We start from the raw sequence: 18,051 nt of genomic DNA on the forward strand, positions 1-18,051 counted from the left end.
CGGAATTCAGATGCTGTCTGAGCGTCGATCGGGGACCCACCGGGAACGCGGCTTGACCAGTGACCGCCGAGCTCGCGGACGCTGCACGTGTCTGCTGCATCAGAATGCTCTGGGCGAGCTCCGTGCGCGTCGGGGATGACGCGAAGGACAGACCCCACTCCCCCGACGGTGGACGAGCATCCCAGTTCGCTGCCTCCCCACGTGACCGGCGTCGACTCGCACATAACGGACGGAGATCGTCGTGCAAGCTGTGATCGAGGCCCGACTATGCGCTCGCGTGGGGCGCTGGACTGCTCAGAGAAGGCGCATCAGCGGACCACGATCGACGCCGTTCTGGACACCAGTGCTCCGAACGGAGAGACGAGCCTCATGATGCACCGGCTTCGTTACCCACCGATGCGTGCCGCAGTGGAGTCGACGGGCGCAATCGCCCGTTGTAGGCTCTCGCTCCGGCGGCAGCGGGACGCGATGATTGTCGACTGACTAGAGTGTTCTGAGATCGGGCGATGGTGCCGAATAGAACGGCCTCCTTCCCAGCAGTCGAGGTCCGGATGGGAAGTGAGCCGAGCGAATGATGCGCAGGCGCCAGACTGGGCGATGTTTGACGTGAAACACTGAGCGATCGAACGCGCGCAGAGCGGTCTTGACCGGACGCTGCGCCGGGATGAACATCGCCGTTCGGAGCCAGTCGACGGGGAACTGGGTAGCCTCAAGCAAACCCCAAGCGCGCGGGATGCCGCCCTATTGCCGCAATCTCGGGTTTGGATGGACGGGGCGGGATGTTTCACGTGAAACGGTCTCGCATGCGTGCCACCCGTGGTGTCACACCGCTGCCTGCGGTCATCGTTACGACACCGCGCTTCCGGCGGTGCCCCGCACTCCGCTCGGATCTGGCTGGAGGCCCTGTCGAGCCCTTTCAGGACGAGAGCAGACGCCTTGATTCACAGGTTGGTGGCAGCTCACTCATCAGTGGCCAGCGGATGAGAACGAGCCACGCACTCACTTTCAGGCAGCAGCGATGGCTGATGTTTCACGTGAAACACATCGGTCCGCGGTCTCCAATGCCACGCGCATTTTTCGGTCGGGCGCAGCCACGCCGTACAGAACGCAACCCCGCGTGAACCGGTGAGCATGGATTCTGTTGCGAGATGAGAGCCGTCAGAGTCGGCGGATCGCATCACCACGTGCCTGCACTGTTAACCCTCCGCTCCGTGAAGCCAATCGGGCAGGCACCTCGCGTGTCGTGGAAGTCGTCCGCTCAAAGTTGCCCGCAGCGAGCTGTGCGGGCAGCTCACCTCTTCAGCCGAGACGTCGTGCCCCATGATCCCGCCACGCAGGACACCGCAGGAAAGCTCGGGTATCACCCATGGACGGAGCGATGGACGATCAGCGTGATGGCGGGAAGAGGATAGCTGTCCGTAGAGAGAGGTGGACCGGAACAACCCAGTCGAGTGATGGTCGTTGCACAAATGACGGTCCCACCCGGGTATCCGGGGATGTCGCGAGTAGACTGAGCAAGTTCGGCAACGGAGAGGTGTTTCACGTGAAACAGTCCGATGGGGCATCTGCGTCCTCTTCCTTCGAGGACTCCCCCATCGCTCGTGAGATCGCTGATCTTTCCGCGCGACGTCGCGCCCTTGACTCGCGAGAGGTGGAGCTGTCGGGACGCACTCGCGTCTTCACCGTCTCGAACCAGAAGGGCGGCGTAGGGAAGACAACGACCGCGGTAAACGTGGCCGCCGCTCTCGTGTCGATCGGGGCTCGCGTCCTCGTGATCGATCTCGATCCGCAGGGCAATGCGTCGACCGCTTTGGGGGTCGCTCACAACGCTGAGACGCCGAGTGTGTACGACGTTCTCATCGACGATTTCCCGCTCGCCGACATCGTGCAGACGAGCCCGGAGTCACCGAATCTTCTGTGCGCACCGAGCACGATTCACCTCGCCGGCGCTGAGATCGAGCTTGTTTCGCAGGTTGCTCGGGAGCACCGACTGCGCGGAGCTCTCCGCGACTACCTCGCGATCGACGACAACCACCTCGACTTCGTCATCATCGACTGCCCGCCGTCCCTGGGCCTGCTGACCATCAACGCGTTCACTGCCGCCGATGAGGTCATGATCCCCATTCAGTGCGAGTACTACGCGCTCGAGGGCCTGAGTCAGCTTCTGGGCAGCGTGCAGATGATCCAGAAGCACCTCAATCCTTCGCTCCACGTCTCGACGATCCTGCTGACGATGTACGACGGCCGTACGCGTCTCGCTCAGCAGGTCGCCGAAGAAGTGCGTTCGCATTTCACCCACGAGGTCCTCGACACGGTGATTCCCCGATCGGTGCGCGTCTCCGAGGCGCCGAGCTTCGGTCAGACGGTCATCGCGTACGATGGCCAATCAGCGGGGGCCATCGCTTACCGTGAGGCGGCGGTTGAGATCGTCGCGCGCGACACCACGAAGAAGGATTCCTGATGGCGAAGAGAACCGGTCTGGGTCGCGGTATCGGCGCCCTCATTCCCACCGCAGAGCCGTCGGAGTCCCGTCCGGTCGACGTCTTCTTCCCCGGTGCGTCGAGCTCGTCGAAGGCGGAGTCCGCGGAGAAGACTGACGCATCTGCCGAGGCGGATGGTCTCGTCACGGTCCCGGGCGCGCGGCTCGTGCACATCGACCCCAAGTTGATCGTTCCCAACCCGCGTCAACCGCGCACGCACTTCGACTCCGACGATCTCGCTGAGCTCGTCCACTCGGTGCGCGAGTTCGGCGTGCTGCAGCCCGTCGTGGTCCGGGACAAGGGCGACGGCACCTATGAGCTCATCATGGGCGAGCGCCGCACCCGCGCGTCTCGCGAGGCAGGCCTCGACACCATCCCCGCGGTAGTCCGTGAGACCGAAGACGAGTACCTGCTGCGTGATGCTCTGCTCGAGAATCTTCACCGTTCCCAACTGAATCCGTTGGAAGAAGCGTCGGCCTACCAGCAGCTGCTCGAGGACTTCGGGATCACGCAGGAGGAACTCGCCACGAGGATCGGCCGGTCGCGCCCGCAGATCAGCAACACGATCCGCCTGTTGAAGCTGCCCGTCCCCGTTCAGCAGCGAGTGGCAGCCGGAGTCCTGAGTGCCGGACACGCCCGCGCCATCCTGTCGCTCGACGACCCGCGTGAGATGCAGAAGCTTGCCGACAAGATCGTGAACGAGGATCTGTCTGTGCGCGCGGCCGAAGCCGCGGCGAAGATGCCCGGGGTGGCGCCGGTGCGGCAGAAACCGCAGGCAGGCTCGCGTCGTGCCGGCCTCGACGAGGTCGCCGAGCGTTTGGGCGATCGGTTCGACACGAAGGTCCGCGTCTCGCTCACCGCGAAAAAAGGCCAGATCAGCATCGATTTCGCCTCAATTCAGGATCTGAATCGAATCCTGGCGACCCTGGGCGAAGACGGGTACACGGGCTGAGGCCCACCCCACAGGTGCGCACACTTGTGCACACCCGGGCGCCCGACGATCCCGGTGTCGGCGGCTCGACGTAACCTGGATGGGTGACTTCGAACGACCAAAGCCCTCGCCGTCGTGCCAGCCTGGAGCTGCTGCGTGCCGAGGCGTCCGACGAACTCGCGGTGCTGATTCACGAACGTCTGCGGGGCGGCGAAGATCCCTGGGACTTCATGGAAGACCTGCCGAACGTGGATGAACTCGTGGTCCTCACTCTGCGGGCCGAGAACATCACAGAGAACGGCGGCGTTCGCCCCAATCGCGCCCGCAACTACCGTGTGCTCCGTCAGATCGCCCTCGATTATCCGGCTCTGACGCGGGCTGTGTGGCGAATCCTGGGCGAAGAGGAGTCGCACCGTGTGTGGGACGCCAGCGCTCGACTCGACGCCTCCTGACGGCGGGAGACCCCCGGCACCGGCGAAGCCGGCACCGCTTTGCGTCGGGCACCGACCGCGTTCCGTCGAGCGGCGGTGGCGTACCGGCATCCCTCTCTCGACATATGGGCACCTCGGCAGGGTCCCTTCCGAAAACGACGAATCCCCGACGCCGTGGCGCCGGGGATTCGATGATCGCGGGGACTCAGCCGAGGAACGGCGCGAGGTCCTGCTCGAGTGCGTACTTGGGCTTCGCACCGATGATGGTCGTCTTGACCTCACCGCCCTGGAAGACCTTCATCGCGGGGATGGAGGTGATCTGGTACTTCATCGCGAGGTCGGGGTTCTCGTCGACGTTGAGCTTGAGGATCGTGATCTTGCCCGAGTTCTCGTTCTGGATCTCGTCGAGCACGGGGGCGACCATGCGACACGGTCCGCACCACTCGGCCCAGAAGTCCACGAGAACGGGTCCGTCAGCCTGCAGGACGTCCTGCTCGAACGTTGCGGAGGTCGTCGCCTTGGCAGTCATTGCATATCTCCTTAGATGGAAGCTTCAGTGAATGAAAACGCTGGTGAGCGTTCTTTTGTTCCTCAGACGACAGCGGCGTCGGGAAGGCCCTCGATGGGGCTCTCCGCAACCGCGGGCTCGCCGGCCTCGCCGCGGGCGGCGAGGAAGTGTTCCACGTCGAGGGCAGCGACGGTACCGCTGCCGGCGGCCGTGATGGCCTGGCGGTAGGTCGGGTCGATGACGTCGCCGGCGGCGAAGACACCCTCGACCGACGTGCGCGAGGAACGGCCGTCGACCCAGATGGTGCCCTGGTCGGTGAGCTGCAGCTTGTCGTGCACGAGGTGGGTGCGGGGGTCGTTGCCGATGGCGACGAACAGGCCGTCGAGGGGGAGCTCGCTCACGGTGTCGTCCACCGTCGAGCGCAGGCGCACACCGTTCACGGCGTCGTCGCCCAGGATCTCGTCGACCGCGGAGTTCCAGATGAATTCGATCTTGGGGTTCGCGAAGGCACGCTCCTGCATGATCTTCGACGCCCGCAGCGAGTCCTTGCGGTGGATGATGTAGACCTTCGACGCGAACTTGGTGAGGAAGTTCGCCTCTTCCATGGCGGAGTCGCCGCCGCCGACGACGGCGATGGTGCGGTCACGGAAGAAGAAGCCGTCGCACGTGGCGCACCACGAGACGCCGCGGCCCGAGAGTCGCTCTTCGCCTTCGAGTCCGAGCTTGCGGTACGCGGAGCCGGTGGCGTAGATGACCGAGATAGCCTCTTCGACCTTGCCGCTGCCGAGCGTGACGGTCTTGACGGGGCCGTCGAGCTGGAGCGACACGACGTCGTCGTACAGCACCTGCGCTCCGAAGCGTTCGGCCTGCGCCTGCATCTTGGCCATGAGGTCAGGACCCTGGATGCCGTCGGGGAAGCCGGGGAAGTTCTCGACCTCGGTCGTGTTCATGAGGTCGCCGCCGGCTTCGACGGAACTCGCGACGACGAGGGGCTCGAGGTTGGCTCGGGCGGCGTAGATGGCGGCGGTGTAGCCGGCGGGGCCCGATCCGATGATGATGACGTGACGCACGGTAGCGCGTTCCCTTCGTTGATTCCGTCGGATGAAACCCATGGTAGCCCCGGGATATTCCGGGAACCCGGGGCTAGCGGTGGGGGAGGAAGCGTCGGCCCAGGGCGAGCGCCGGCGCGAGCTCGGGGGTGCGGAAGAGCGCCAGGATGCCGAGGTACACCGCGAGCACGACGGAGCCGACGATGGCGGCACCTGCCGCTCCCGCGAGGGCGCTGCTGGTCGTCCACCCGTCCGCGCCGCCGAGCAGCAGCAGCACGCCATACCCGGCGGCCGCCGCCGGAAGAGCGGCCAACGCGAACCTGCCGAGGGCGAGCAGCCATGATGCCGTTCCGATGCCGGACAGGCGACGGTGCAGCAGCACGGTAGCGACGACGACCTGCACGACGCTGGCGATGGATTGGGTCAGGGCCACACCCGCCGCCAGCTCGCCGCGACCGAGAACGGCACTGGCGAGGACTGCGCCGCCAGCGACGAGGGCGCACTGGAGAAGCGTGAAGAAGAAGGGTGTGCGCGTGTCGTTGTACGCGTAGAAGGTGCGCTGTACGACGAACAGCACGGCGAGGGGCACGAGGCAGACAAGGAAGCACAGCAGCACCGGTGCCGCGGCGACGGCCTGCTCCGCGGTCGTGGTGAAGATGCGGCTGGCGGGAACCGCGGCGACGGCGAGGGCCGCGGCCGACGCGACGATGAAGAAGCCGAGCGTGCGGATGCTGCGCGAGATGTCTGCGCGCACCTGGTCGTGGCGACCCGCGGCCGCGTGCTCGCTGAGCTGGGTGAAGTACGGCGTTCCGATCGACAGCACGATGATCGAATACGGGAGCATGAACAGCAGCCACGCGTTCTGAGAGACGAAGATGGCGGGGTCGTTCCCCGAGGCGCCCGAGAGCACGTTGGATTGCACGATGCCGGCGAGCTGACCCGCCACGACCATCAGGAAGGTCCAGCCCGCGAGACGCCCGATGTGGCGCAGGCCCACGCCCTTCCACTGGAAATCGGGCCGCAGCGTGAGCCCCGCCCGCCGCCAGAAGAACAGCAGCACCAGGGTCTGTACGACGATGCCGGCGGTGGCGGTGCCGGCGAGCGTCGCGATCATCGAGGGCGTCCACGCGTCGACGCGATCCTGCGGTCCGCTGAAGATCAGGATGAAAACGCCGAACCCGGCGATCGAGATGACGTTGTTGACGATCGGCGCCCACGTGTACGGCCCGAAGACGCGCCGGGCGTTCAGGATCTCGCCCAGCAGTGCGTACAGACCGTAGAAGAAGACCTGCGGAAGGCACCAGTAGGCGAAGGCGGTCGACAGTGCCAGCTGATCGTCGGTGAACTTGCTCGCGTACACCTGCACCAACAGGGGCGCGGCGACCATGGCGAGCGCGGTGGCCCCCAGCAGGCCCACCGTGCCCAGCGTGAAGAGCTTGGAGATGAATGCCTGGCCGCCGTCGGCGTGCGCGGCCGCCTTGACGATCTGCGGGACGACCACGGCGGTCAGCAGACCCGTCGAGATGATCGCGTAGATGTTGTTGGGCAGCTGGTTCGCGACGGCGAAGGCGTCACCCGCGCCACCGATGGAACCGATGGCCGCGACCAGCACGATGGTGCGCAGCAGACCGGTCAGGCGCGACGCGATGGTCCCCGCTCCGATGAGCACACTCGCCCGTCCGATACTGCTCACGGGCGGTTCTCCTCGGTGGATTCGGATGACAGCGGGCCGGTGCCGTCGTCATCGGTGTCGGGGGCACTGTCGTCCGATGCCGGGCTGCGCCCATCGGCATCCGGGCTCTTGCGCACGATGCTGCCGTCGGGCGGGGGGTCGGCATCCGGAGTCTCGTCACCCTCGGCGCGCGTTCGACGGCGACGGGCGATGGTGCGCACGACGCCGAGACTCAGGAACGCCACGATCAGCAGGATGATGACGATGAGGCCGATGCTCTCCCACTCGGCCCGCACCTCGACGTCGACCACCTGCGGCGAGCCCACGGCTTCTCCGGTGGGGCTGTACAGCTGCAGGGCGACGCTGACCTCGCCATTGGCGATGCGCGCCTCGACGGGGACCTCGACGCGCGTGTTGGCGGACGCCTGAGCGTTGACGGTCGTGCGGGGTTGCACGCGGAGTCGCACGTCGTTGGGGTCCACGGCCATCACGACCGTGACGGGCCAGGGCAGGTCGTTGCGCACCCACGGCCGCAGCGGCGCGCTGGAACTCACGAGTCGGAAATCCGACGACAGGATGCCGACGGAATCGAGCGTCGTACGCGTCGCGGCGCGGTGGTCCGAGACGGCCTTGCGGGCGGCATCCCCCGTCCACGACACGTTCATCACCTGGAGGACTTCGGCGCGCTCGCGTCCGGTGAGCAGCTCGGGCTGGTCGAGGATCGTCGCGAAACGGTCGATGACCTGCTCATCGGCGACCAGATCGGCGACATCGGTGACGCGGGCGGTGTCGACCGTCGCCTCGGCGAGGGTGGTCTCGGATGCCGGGATCGTCGACACCGCGGCGAGCGTGGAGCTGCTGTACCCCGGCGCCGTCGCGACGAGGCCCAGGGTCGCGCGGAGACTCACGCGCGAGCGGTCGGTGCCGCGGTCGAGGATGGCGAGGACGGGCTGGTCACCGGTGGCCGCGCGAGCCAGGGCGAGGTAGGCCTGCGCGGCCGCGAGCGCCGACCCCCGTCGGGTCGTGTCGTTCTGTCCGGCGGCGTCGGCGAGAGCACGCGAGACCTCGGCGTCGTAGACGGGGGTGGATACGCCTGCCACGGCGGCGGCGGCCTGACGTGCGCCCCCGACCACGCTGGTCGACGGCACCAGCACGTGGGCGGGCTGATCGGCGGTCCCCAGGGCACCGAGGGCGGTGACGGTGTCGGCGCCGGCCGACCCGGTGGCGGGCCAGAAGACGTTCGGGGTGGCGGAACCGATGTCGAGCAGCGACGTCAGCGACGGGTAGGACGGCTGGCCCGGCGTCGCCGATGTCGACGGATCGGGCGTCGACACCGCCGAGACGGCGGGCGCGGGCTGGGTGAAGTCGGCGGCCGCCATGTACGACTGCAGCGACGTGGGCGAGAGGGGGGCGGTGAGGCCGGCTCGCAACTGCGCGGCGATGTCGGCGTCACCGAACTGCAGCGCGAAGCGGTTATTGGGCAGCGCCAGCAGACGCTGCAGCCAGGCCACGGCGGTGGGGGGTGCGGCCGAGCCGAGAACCCGGATCGCCGCGGGGATGGCGGGATCGACGGCGAGGGTCGCCCCGGTTCCGTCGACCGCATCGAGTTGGGCCGAGAGCGCGCCGTCGACCGCGGTGAGCTCCGCCAGTTCGCTGGCGCTCAGCAGCCCCCGGGTCATGGGGGCGGCCGTGATGGGAACGACGAGGGCGACGGGCGTCTGCGCGCCCGCGTCATTCGGAACGACGACCACGGTCGGGGTGCGCAGACCCGCGCCGTCGGCCGTCACGCGCACCGGGTAGACGCCCGCCGCGCGTCCGGCCAGCGCGGCGTCGGTCGCCGGTACCGACAGTGCCGTGGTGGTCTGGGCGCCGGAGGCGGTGGCATCCATCGATCCGGTGGCGACCTGCTGCAGGGTGACCCCGGTGGTGTCGCCGCCGAGCCAGCGCTCGAGGGCCGCGTCGTCGCTCAGGGGCGCCGTTCCCAGCTGCAGGCCGACGGGGGTCGCGACGGCCGACCCGGAACCCGCCGCCAGGGTCACGGCGACCGTCAGCGCCTCACCGGGGCGCAGGATGCCGTTGGCGACGGGTGCGGCCGACAGGACGGCCGGCGTCGTCGAGGCCGACGGCGAGGGGCTCGGTGCGGCAGCCGCGGCGGGCATCGCCGGGACCGCGAGTCCGAACGCCAGGGCGCCGGCGGCGAGGGTCGCCAGCAGCCGGCGCGTGAGGGAGCGCCGCGGCACGGGTGAGCCCGGAGGCTGGGAGGTCACGTTCATACGAGCGTCGGTGGAACGAGGGGGCCTCGCACCGCGTTGAGTCTAGGCCCGCGCACCTCGGAGCCCCCCGATAGCCCCGCGCAGACGGTTGAATGGACCGGTGCTCCCCGAACCCGACGCCCTGCTGTGCCGCGCCCTCGCCGACGACCTCCGTGCGGCGGGCTTCGCCAGCGCTGCACTGAGAGAGGCGTGGGGGGCCCAGGCCGACGACGCTCTCGCCCGCGGCCTGCGTCGCCCCGCCACGCGCGCGCTGGGTGACCGGGGTGACGCGTTGGCCGTGCTGGGACGCCTCTGGGGTCTGGGACTGCCCGTGGCACGCGGCGACGTCGAGGCGGCGCTGCCCGCGCTGCGCGTCGACGGAGCCGTGACTCTGGGGCTCATCGAGGTGTCGGGCGATGCGGTCACCCCGGCGGTGCTGCTGCGCCCGCAGGGGTTCTCCGACGACCAGGGCGACGTCGAATGGTGGATCGCGAGCGATCTCGACGAGTCGGCGCTCGAGGGCCCGCTCCCCGAGAACCACGTGCTCGGGGTGGGGGGCGCCTCCGAGACCCTCGCGCGGCTGCAGCTCACGCGTCGCGCGCACACCGCCCTCGATCTCGGCACGGGGTGCGGCATCCAGGCCCTGCGGTTGCGCCGTCTGGTCGACCACGTCGTCGCGACCGACATCTCGGAGCGCGCGCTGCGGTTCACCCGGCTGAACGCCCTGCTCAACGACGTCGACGGCATCGAGACGCGGCACGGCTCGCTCTTCGACCCCGTCGCCGGCGAGACGTTCGACCGCGTGGCCTCCAATCCCCCGTTCGTCATCACTCCGCGCGTGGCCGGTGTTCCGGCGTACGAATACCGTGACGGTGGTCTCGAAGGCGACGCGCTCGTCGCGTCGGTCATGGGCGGTGTGGGCGCGCACCTGTCCCCCGGCGGTGTCGCGCAGTCGCTCGGCAACTGGGAGTACCGCGAGGGCGAGTCGGGACTTGATCGGGTGCGCGACTGGATCGGAACGTCGATGGACGCCTGGGTCGTCGAACGGCAGGTGCTCGATCCGCTCGCCTACGCCGAACTGTGGGTGCGCGACGGCGGCACGGTCGCCGGCACCCCCGCGTACGCGCGGCTGATCGACGCCTGGCTTGACGACTTCGCCGAGCGGGGGGTGACCGGCATCGGTTTCGGCTACGTGCTCGTGCGCAAGCCGCTCGCCGGAGCCCCCACGCTCGCCCGCTTCGAGCGGGTCGACGGCGGCGGCGAGGCGTGGTTCGGGTCGCACCTGGCCGCCTGCCTCGAGGCGCACGATCGCGCGGCGCTGCTCGACGACGAGAGCCTGGCCGACAGCGTGCTGCGCGTCGCCGCCGACGTGACCGAGGCTCGGCACCACCGACCGGGTGAAGAGGACCCCTCGGTCATCGAGCTGCGCCAGGGCGGGGGCTTCGCGCGCACGCTCGAAGTCGACCCCGCGTTGGCGGCGCTCGTGGGCGCGTGCGACGGCGATCTGTCGGTGGGCGTGCTCGTCGACGCGATCGCGCAGCTGCTCGAGGTGGATGCCGAGGCCCTCCGCGCCGACCTGCTCCCGCGTGTGCGCGAGTTGCTGGTGACCGGGTTCGTGGACTTCGCCGACGACTGACACCCGCCGGTGTCTGCGGGCAGGGTGTCGTCGGCCCTCGCATCTGGCGCGGAGCACGTCTGCGGTGGCTGTCGGCGGCCCCGGATAGGCTCGAAGGCATGCTGAACATGGTCGACGGTCTCGCGCGCCTGGAGGAGCTGGCGGCCCACCCCGTGGTCGCCACGCTCGCCCGCGTCTTCGCCGACGCCGGTCGCGACCTGGCCCTGGTCGGGGGACCCGTCCGCGACGCGTTGCTGGGCCGGATCACCCACGACTTCGACTTCACCACCGACGCGCGTCCCGACGAGATCCTCGCCCTGGTGAAGCCGGTGTCGTCGGTGCAGTGGGACGTCGGTCGGGCCTTCGGCACGATCGGCGCCCGGGTCAAGGGTGAGCAGGTCGAGATCACGACCTACCGGGCCGACAGCTACGACGGCGTCACCCGCAAGCCCACGGTCGAGTTCGGTGACACGCTCGAGGCCGATCTCAACCGCCGCGACTTCACGGTCAACGCCATGGCGCTGCGGGTACCCGCCCGCACCCTCGTCGATCCGACGGGCGGCGTCGAAGACCTGCTGGCCCAGCGCCTGCGCACCCCCATCGATCCCGCGGTGAGCTTCGGCGACGACCCCCTGCGCATGCTGCGCGGAGCCCGATTCGCGTCGCAGCTCGAGTTCACCCTCGACCCCGACACGCTCGCCGCCATCGTCGAGCTGCGCGCCTCGCTGCAGATCGTCAGCCCCGAGCGCGTGCAGGCCGAACTCGTACGGCTACTCCAGACCGACGACCCCGTCCGCGGTATCCGGGTGCTGGTCGAGACCGGCCTGATCGACGAGTTCCTGCCCGAGGTACCGGCGCTGCGCCTCGAGGTCGATGAGCACCACCACCACAAAGACGTCTACGAGCACTCGCTCACGGTGCTGCGTCAAGCCATCGCGCTCGAGAAGGAACGGCATCCGGATGCCGCCCCCGACGTGCCGCTGCGTCTCGCGGCGCTGCTGCACGACATCGGCAAGCCCGCGACGCGGCGCCTGGAGCCGGGCGGCGGCGTGACCTTCCACCACCACGACATCAAGGGCGCACGCCTGGCCCGTAAGCGTCTGCAGGCGCTGCGCTTCGACGCGAACACCACGACCGTCGTGTCGCGTCTGGTCGAACTGCACCTGCGGTTCTTCGGCTACGCCGAGGGCGCCTGGACCGACTCCGCGGTCCGACGCTACGTGCGCGACGCCGGCGACGAGCTGGAACGCCTGCACATCCTCACGCGGGCCGACGTGACCACGCGCAACAAGCGCAAGGCCCATCGCCTGGCATCCGCATACGACGACATCGAGAACCGCATCTCGGCCCTGCGCGAGCAGGAGCAGATCGACGCGATCCGCCCCGAGCTCGACGGCAACCGCATTCAAGAGGTGCTGGGGGTGAAGCCCGGTCGGGAGGTGGGCGAGGCCTACCGGTTCCTGCTCGAGCTGCGCCTCGACGAGGGCGTGCTCGGCGAAGACGAGGCCGAGAAACGGTTGCGGCAGTGGTGGGCGGCGCGGGGCTGAGGCGATTCCGTCGTGTCACCGGCGGGGCGGCGTGGTGTGTCGGGTGGTCGGGTCGCTGGCATCCGGGGCTTGTTTCGTGCACCGGGGCGCTCAATGACCGCCCCGGTGCGCCGATCGCGCCCCGATTCACGTCCGACGCCCCCGGCCCGTGGTCCCGTATCGAACGGCCCCGGCGGACCGAGCGTTCGGTTCATCCCGCGTTCTCCGCGCAGCGATGCCCGATGTCGGAACTGCTCGTTACTCTGAACATATGGACGAACAAGCGCTCGACATCTTCTCGGCAGCTCGCGCTCGACGCGACGTGGGGCGCATCCGCGAGGCCCTCGCCGAGGTGAAGGCGGGCGACATCGCCCGCGTCATCGTCCGCTCATCCCGCTACGGGCTCTACGCGCTCGAGGGCACCGTGCGCATCGGCGTCGGGGGGCAGCCCCTCGTCGGCGACGTGATCCTGGCCACCAGCGCCGAGATCCAGCGGATCGACCTCGGCATCGAGGCGCCCGAGCCCGCGCTCGGCGCCGATGTCGTCGATCCCTCGACCCTTCCCCACGGCACGCCCGTGCGCGTGACGTTCCTCACCCCGACTCACCAGACGTTCGCGCTGACCGGGCCGATCACGGCCGGCAACGACCGCTTCCTGCTCGTCGGCAGCTGGATCGTCGCCGACGATCGCGTCATCGCCCCCCGCGTGCAGAGCATCGAGCGCCTCGACAGCGTCGACCTGCACGAGGTCAACGTCCCGCCGCTGCGGTCCGTGCTGGCAGACGCCGACGCGTAGTCCTTCGCGCTGAATGAATGCCGCGACCGCGGGGTCGTGGCATCCGTTCAGCGTTCATACCGAGACGGTCCGCGCCGGATGCGGTCGCCGAAAGGGAGCCAGCGACACGGGTCGACGGTGATGTGGACGCGGCGCACGAACAACGGACGGTGCACGACCCCGGTCCTTGTGAGATGGAATTCTGCCGAAGGGGGATCGGTCACGCCGCTGCGGCGCGATCATCGGTGGCGGATGCCGCCCCTTCGACGAACTCCTTGATCGTTTTCGCGAGATCGACATAGGTGCCGGCCGAGGTGACGAGTTCGCGAATAAACGAGGAGAGCAGAGAAGTCCACTTCGCCGACTTCACCGCCAACTGCGCGGCGATCGCCGGTGTTGCCGCGCCGAGAGTGCCGGCGGCCAGAGCGAGACTCTGCACGACGAAGCCGACGAGGTCGGCGATGACGTCGCGAACGACGTCGTGCACCGCCTTCACGATTCCGGCGAGCAGATCGGCCGCGATGCCGAGGCCGGCGCACAGTTCGGCACACCTCTGCAGAGAGGATGTCAGCGTCGTCAGCAGCGAACGATACGCGTCGGCCGCGGCGCCATCGAAGTCGGCGAGGTCGTCCACGGCGCGCGCGAGCGACCCGGAGGACTCACCCAGACGCCCGGAGACGTTCTGCCACGTTTGAGCGAACCCAGCTACCTCGTGGTGGTCGCCGGTCAGCTGATCCAGCCACTCATTGAGCGGCCACATGTGCTCGAGGAGCCAGCCGACTCCGAGTGAGACCAATGTGGCGATGGGGTTCACGACGGCATCGATGCCTGAGACGACGATCGAACCACCGGCGAGGGAGGCACCGATCCAGTCGCCGCTCGAAATGGACTCGACCAGCGAGTACCCGTCCTCGAATGGGCCCAGCGCGTCCGTGAGGCTGCCTTCTGTGGGCCCGGCGATCAGCGAGTTCGCGTCAGTCACACGTAGACCCCGCCGTCGATCTCGGCGCGAAGGGTTTCGAGCTCTCGTACGAAACGGTTCTCGAGGTTCTCGAAGTCGTCGGCCATCTGCGTGGCTGCGGTCGCGGCCCGTCCGAGCGCTCTCTCGACGGAAGCGACTGCGCCCATCGCGCCCAGCCCCAGCATCGTCGTCGGCACGGCGGCGAAAGCACACATGATCCCGAACGCCTGCCCACCCAGGGCGACATGCGCGGCCGCCGCTGACGCCTCTGCAACGTCGTGCGAGATCGCGGTGATCTTCGTGGCGTGCTGGCGGAGGAAGTCCGGGTCTACCTGGATGCGATCGGCACTCATCCCTCGTCCTCGCGGTTCACGTGCGGACGATAGCGCTCTGCGTTCTGACGGAGGCCGACGACGGTGGGCGCATCCGGCCCGAAGGTTTCGGACGCGAGAGCGACACTGCGTCGTGTCGCCTCTTCATACCCGTCCTCGACCGCATCCAAGAGGAGCGAACGCACCTGTCGTGGATCCAGCACGAGGGCGCGGTGCGTGAACGTGATGTCCACCAGCCTGCCGTTCGCGTCGACGTGGACCGTCAACTCTCCACCCGGAGACGTCTGACCCACGCGAATGGCCTCGATGTCTGACGCCAACTTCTGCATCTGTTCCGCCCGATGCTGACTCATCGCCACCTGTGCATCGAGCTTTCGCAGCGCATCGTGCATTTCCGCTGATTCCGTCATTCAGCCCTCCTTGAATGTCGTGCTCGTACACCCTAAAGATTCTCCACGCGTGTTGTCAGCCATTTGTCATCATCGCCGCCGCGGGCAGAATGAGTCCGTGCTCCCACAGATCGACTACACACCGCTGACGCATCCGACCGAACCGCCGGCACGGACGGATGCCACGGCCTTCGCCGTCTCCCGCTTGGCGGCGACGAACGGGTGGGAATACTTCACACACGCCGTCGCGCAGGAACTGCCCGGCGTGGTGTTCCGCCAACCGAACGGGCAGCCGCGCTTCTCACAGCGGGCCGTGAACATCGTCCGCATCCCGGGCGCCCCGGTGATCGAGATCGGTGACAGCTTTTACACCGAGGTCGCCGTCGGCAATCAGTTCACGCAGCAGTGGGGGTACGTCGCGGTCCATCTGGGCGTTGAATTGCCTTCGGTGACCGTCGAGGCCGCGAGCAATCGGACACACGCCGCCCTTCCCTCGACACCCGAAGGGGCGGTGTCCGATGATCGTCGCGCCGGCGTCGTCGTCGAGGCGGCCCCGGGAACCGAGCCGATCGTGGACGCTCTTCTGACCTCCGAGATCACGGCGGCACTGGCCGACGCACAGTACCCGCTCGACGCGGAACTCACCGGGCCGTGGCTGTTCCTGTATGCGCCACGCTCGCTGTCGACAGACGATCCGGCATCGTGGGAGCACCTCTTGCGTACTGTCGACCTCTTCGTCCAACGGGTGCGAGAGGTCGTGCCCACGAACAGTGCGGTCGTGTCGGCTCCCTCCGGTTCTTCTGCGTCGTCGACTCCCCCGCCGTCGGCGCACACCGTCTCGTCGATCGCGCCGATGCAGCCCCGAGGTTCACGCGTGAACGGGACACGCGTGCGCTGGTACCTCCTTGCGGTGTTCGGCGCCATGGCACTCGCGGGTGGCGCCGCTCTGCTCTTCGGGGGGCGCTGACGGCTGCAGCTCGTGCGCCGTATCGGGTGAGCCGCGGTGCGTTCCGGCGTCCGAGTTCGTCGATGGTGCTGGGTGGGTGCCGCTGTCGCCGTGGAGAGTGCAGAGGGAGCCGACGGGGCTCCGGACCCGTCGTGAAGCGATCGTGCCGGGTCAGCATCCCCGGGAAGGCGGTGCAGGCGAAGAACCTCCGTTGATCGGGCGAAGCCACCGGTGCTTTCCCCCTTCGCGCGGTTGAGGCTCGTTAGCGTGTGGTCGGCCCGGGCGCGACCCCGGCTCGCTCGCGACCCGCGCGAGCGGCGCACGCGGAGGAGCGTCCGATGAATTTCAGTGCCGGGCGTCTGTTCGTCGTCTTGTCGGCCCCTTTCGTCTCGGTGGGCATCGTCGCGGTCGTGCTGATGCTCCTCGCCATTGTGGCGACCGAGGGGGCGACGACCATCGACATCCCCTACCTCGTCACCTACACCGGGACGATGGACGCCGGCGGTGGCGGGAGGGCCCTGTACATCGACGGATCGTGGGCAGTGGCCGCTGCGGTGGCCGGAATCCTGGCGTCACCGATCGTCGCGTTGGCTCTTCTCCTGCCCGATTGACGAGCGCTCGCCTGCCCGGGCTGTGCGCCGGAGGACCCCACGCGACCCGCACTCACCTCGGCGGGAGGGGTTCTTCGCGGCACTCACAACCAGCCCCGGTCGACCGCCACTCGCACGGCGTCCGCCCGATTGCGCCCGCCGGTCTTGCCGATCGCACTGGAGAGATGGTTCTTCACCGTGCCCTCCGACAGGTGCACCATCCGCGCGATGTCGGCGATCGATCCGCCGGACCGCGCTGCGGCGAGCACGTCGGTCTCACGCTCCGTGAGGGGCGAGTCGCCCTGAGCAAGCGACTCGACGGCCAGCGCCGGGTCCACGACTCGCAGCCCCATCGACACGCGCCGCACGGCATCGGCCAGCTCGGCCGCGGGAGTGTCCTTCACGACGAAGCCCGATGCCCCGGCCTGAAGGGCCCGTGCCAGGTAGCCCGGCCGGCCGAAGGTCGTGACGATGAGGGCACGGCATCCGGGAACCTCGGAACGCAGGAGCGACGCCGCGGCGATGCCGTCGATTCCGGGCATCTCGATGTCGAGCAGCGCCACCGTCGCCTGAGACGCGCGAGCCGCTTCGACGACCTCGTCGCCGCGCCCGACCTGGGCGACGACCTCGATATCGTGCTCGAGCCCGAGCAGGGCGGCGAGGGCTCCGCGCACCAGAGCCTGGTCGTCGGCGATGAGGAGCCGGATCACCATCGCGTCACCACGTCACTTTCACTCTGAACCCGCCGAGATCACTGCGACCCACGGTGAGCCGGGCGCCAGCGGTCTCGACGCGTTCGCGCAGGCCCGTGAGCCCTGACCCCGAGGATGCCGTGGTGGACGGTCCGCATCCGTCGTCGTCGACCTCGACACCGCGGGCGCTCAGACGCACGCGGCACGCGTGAGCACCGGCGTGCCGTACGACGTTGGTCACCGACTCGCGCACCACCCATCCGGCGAGCTCCCGGCGATCGGCGGGGACCTGCTCGGTCGACCCGGGCAGGTCGGGCGTCACCCCGGCGCTCTCGAGGGCGGCCCGCGCCGCGGCGAGCTCCCCGCTGATGCTCACACCGCGGAAACCGTGCACCGTCGCGCGCACGTCGGCCAACGCGCCACGCGCCAGCTGCTCGATCTGGGCGATCTCGTCGCGCGCGGCCGGGGATCCGGCATCCATCAGTCTCCCCGCCAGCTCGGCTTTGACCGTGATGACCGTCAGGGAGTGGCCGAGGATGTCGTGCACGTCGCGAGCGACGCGGCCCCGCTCGCGCTCGGCGGCGAGCTCGGCGACCTGGTGCTGCGCGGCCCGAAGACGCGCCAGGGTGGTGATGTTGCCGGTGAGAGTCGCCATCATCACCGACACCGAGAGGATGACGGCGGCGTTCAGGGCGCTGTTGCCGACGTCGGCGTCGTCCCACACCCCCACGGCGAAGGTGAGGCCGGCCAGCACCAGGAGGGCGATCCAGAGCATGCTGCGCCGCATGCGCGAGACGGCGAGGGCCACGCCGACGAACGTCCACAACCAGCGCACGTCGGCACCGAGCCACGGAATGAGCGACAGGCTCAGCAAGAAGAGCACCGCCGCCGGAACGAGGCGC

Annotated in this window: 17 protein-coding genes; 8 read left to right on the forward strand and 9 right to left on the reverse strand. The window is 68.7% G+C overall.

The window, feature by feature from the left end:
• Positions 1-1,534 precede the first annotated feature (1,534 nt).
• From IFR11_RS13860 to IFR11_RS13870, 3 genes are all read left to right on the forward strand, one after another.
• A complete protein-coding gene (locus tag IFR11_RS13860; RefSeq protein WP_374754284.1) occupies positions 1,535-2,461 on the forward strand; it encodes a ParA family protein in 927 nt (308 codons plus the stop codon).
• Complete coding sequence (locus IFR11_RS13865; protein ID WP_055832340.1) at positions 2,461-3,432, forward strand: ParB/RepB/Spo0J family partition protein; 972 nt, start codon at positions 2,461-2,463, stop codon at positions 3,430-3,432. Before IFR11_RS13860 ends, IFR11_RS13865 begins: the two co-directional genes overlap by 1 nt.
• 83 nt (positions 3,433-3,515) lie before the next feature.
• Positions 3,516-3,863, forward strand: coding sequence for a tryptophan synthase subunit alpha (locus IFR11_RS13870; protein WP_191916538.1), 348 nt, complete (start codon positions 3,516-3,518; stop codon positions 3,861-3,863).
• 184 nt (positions 3,864-4,047) lie between these two features.
• Here the strand turns inward: IFR11_RS13870 and trxA are convergent, their stop codons facing one another.
• From trxA to IFR11_RS13890, 4 genes are all read right to left on the reverse strand, one after another.
• Positions 4,048-4,371, reverse strand: coding sequence for a thioredoxin (trxA, locus tag IFR11_RS13875; RefSeq protein WP_055832344.1), 324 nt, complete (start codon positions 4,369-4,371; stop codon positions 4,048-4,050).
• A 62-nt stretch (positions 4,372-4,433) separates the two neighbouring features.
• Positions 4,434-5,420 carry a thioredoxin-disulfide reductase gene (gene trxB, locus IFR11_RS13880; protein WP_055832346.1) on the reverse strand — a complete coding sequence of 329 codons (987 nt, stop codon included), beginning with the start codon at positions 5,418-5,420 and terminating at the stop codon, positions 4,434-4,436.
• A gap of 73 nt (positions 5,421-5,493) precedes the next feature.
• Positions 5,494-7,092, reverse strand: a complete 1,599-nt coding sequence (murJ, locus tag IFR11_RS13885) for a murein biosynthesis integral membrane protein MurJ (RefSeq protein ID WP_191916539.1) — start codon at positions 7,090-7,092, stop codon at positions 5,494-5,496.
• Positions 7,089-9,338, reverse strand: coding sequence for a DUF6049 family protein (locus IFR11_RS13890; RefSeq protein ID WP_191916540.1), 2,250 nt, complete (start codon positions 9,336-9,338; stop codon positions 7,089-7,091). The genes murJ and IFR11_RS13890 overlap by 4 nt, the downstream gene beginning before the upstream one ends.
• A gap of 106 nt (positions 9,339-9,444) precedes the next feature.
• Between IFR11_RS13890 and IFR11_RS13895 the strand changes: the two genes are divergently transcribed.
• The 3 genes from IFR11_RS13895 to IFR11_RS13905 all read left to right on the forward strand — a co-directional run bounded on the left by IFR11_RS13895 (position 9,445) and on the right by IFR11_RS13905 (position 13,260).
• On the forward strand, positions 9,445-10,959 hold the full coding sequence (locus IFR11_RS13895; protein WP_191916541.1) for a DUF7059 domain-containing protein: 1,515 nt from the start codon (positions 9,445-9,447) through the stop codon (positions 10,957-10,959).
• Between the two features lie 98 nt (positions 10,960-11,057).
• Positions 11,058-12,485 (forward strand): CCA tRNA nucleotidyltransferase, encoded by a 1,428-nt coding sequence (locus IFR11_RS13900; RefSeq protein WP_055935185.1) that lies wholly within the window; start codon positions 11,058-11,060, stop codon positions 12,483-12,485.
• A 250-nt stretch (positions 12,486-12,735) separates the two neighbouring features.
• Entirely contained in the window at positions 12,736-13,260 is a 525-nt protein-coding gene (locus IFR11_RS13905) for a hypothetical protein (RefSeq protein WP_191916542.1), read from the forward strand.
• 199 nt (positions 13,261-13,459) lie between these two features.
• Here IFR11_RS13905 and IFR11_RS13910 read toward each other — a convergent pair whose 3' ends face one another.
• From IFR11_RS13910 to IFR11_RS13920, 3 genes are read right to left on the reverse strand one after another with little or no spacing between them, the layout of a single operon-like run.
• Positions 13,460-14,221: a hypothetical protein gene (locus tag IFR11_RS13910; RefSeq protein ID WP_191916543.1), complete on the reverse strand. Its 762-nt coding sequence runs from the start codon at positions 14,219-14,221 to the stop codon at positions 13,460-13,462.
• Positions 14,218-14,553, reverse strand: a complete 336-nt coding sequence (locus IFR11_RS13915; protein WP_191916544.1) for a hypothetical protein — start codon at positions 14,551-14,553, stop codon at positions 14,218-14,220. The genes IFR11_RS13910 and IFR11_RS13915 overlap by 4 nt, the downstream gene beginning before the upstream one ends.
• On the reverse strand, positions 14,550-14,942 hold the full coding sequence (locus tag IFR11_RS13920) for a YbaB/EbfC family nucleoid-associated protein (RefSeq protein ID WP_191916545.1): 393 nt from the start codon (positions 14,940-14,942) through the stop codon (positions 14,550-14,552). The genes IFR11_RS13915 and IFR11_RS13920 overlap by 4 nt, the downstream gene beginning before the upstream one ends.
• Positions 14,943-15,039: 97 nt before the next feature.
• Here IFR11_RS13920 and IFR11_RS13925 point away from each other — a divergent pair, with 97 nt between their 5' ends.
• A complete protein-coding gene (locus IFR11_RS13925; protein ID WP_191916546.1) occupies positions 15,040-15,888 on the forward strand; it encodes a hypothetical protein in 849 nt (282 codons plus the stop codon).
• Positions 15,889-16,205: 317 nt separating this feature from the next.
• A complete protein-coding gene (locus tag IFR11_RS13930; RefSeq protein WP_191916547.1) occupies positions 16,206-16,478 on the forward strand; it encodes a hypothetical protein in 273 nt (90 codons plus the stop codon).
• Positions 16,479-16,561: 83 nt separating this feature from the next.
• Here the strand turns inward: IFR11_RS13930 and IFR11_RS13935 are convergent, their stop codons facing one another.
• Positions 16,562-17,167: a response regulator gene (locus IFR11_RS13935; protein ID WP_191916549.1), complete on the reverse strand. Its 606-nt coding sequence runs from the start codon at positions 17,165-17,167 to the stop codon at positions 16,562-16,564.
• Positions 17,168-17,174: 7 nt separating this feature from the next.
• A partial coding sequence (locus IFR11_RS13940) for a sensor histidine kinase (protein ID WP_191916548.1) occupies positions 17,175-18,051 on the reverse strand: 877 nt, incomplete at its 5' end.

The organism is Microbacterium sp. CFBP 8801 (genome assembly GCF_014839455.1).
Taxonomy (GTDB): Bacteria; Actinomycetota; Actinomycetes; order Actinomycetales; family Microbacteriaceae; genus Microbacterium.

Excerpts from the sequence above, each read along its gene's own strand:
- trxA (WP_055832344.1), bottom strand. The coding sequence starts at position 4,371 with ATGACTGCCAAGGCGACGACCTCCGCAACGTTCGAGCAGGACGTCCTG.
- IFR11_RS13930 (WP_191916547.1), top strand. The coding sequence starts at position 16,206 with ATGAATTTCAGTGCCGGGCGTCTGTTCGTCGTCTTGTCGGCCCCTTTC.
- IFR11_RS13920 (WP_191916545.1), bottom strand. The coding sequence starts at position 14,942 with ATGACGGAATCAGCGGAAATGCACGATGCGCTGCGAAAGCTCGATGCA.
- IFR11_RS13865 (WP_055832340.1), top strand. The coding sequence starts at position 2,461 with ATGGCGAAGAGAACCGGTCTGGGTCGCGGTATCGGCGCCCTCATTCCC.
- IFR11_RS13905 (WP_191916542.1), top strand. The coding sequence starts at position 12,736 with ATGGACGAACAAGCGCTCGACATCTTCTCGGCAGCTCGCGCTCGACGC.
- IFR11_RS13900 (WP_055935185.1), top strand. The coding sequence starts at position 11,058 with ATGCTGAACATGGTCGACGGTCTCGCGCGCCTGGAGGAGCTGGCGGCC.
- IFR11_RS13915 (WP_191916544.1), bottom strand. The coding sequence starts at position 14,553 with ATGAGTGCCGATCGCATCCAGGTAGACCCGGACTTCCTCCGCCAGCAC.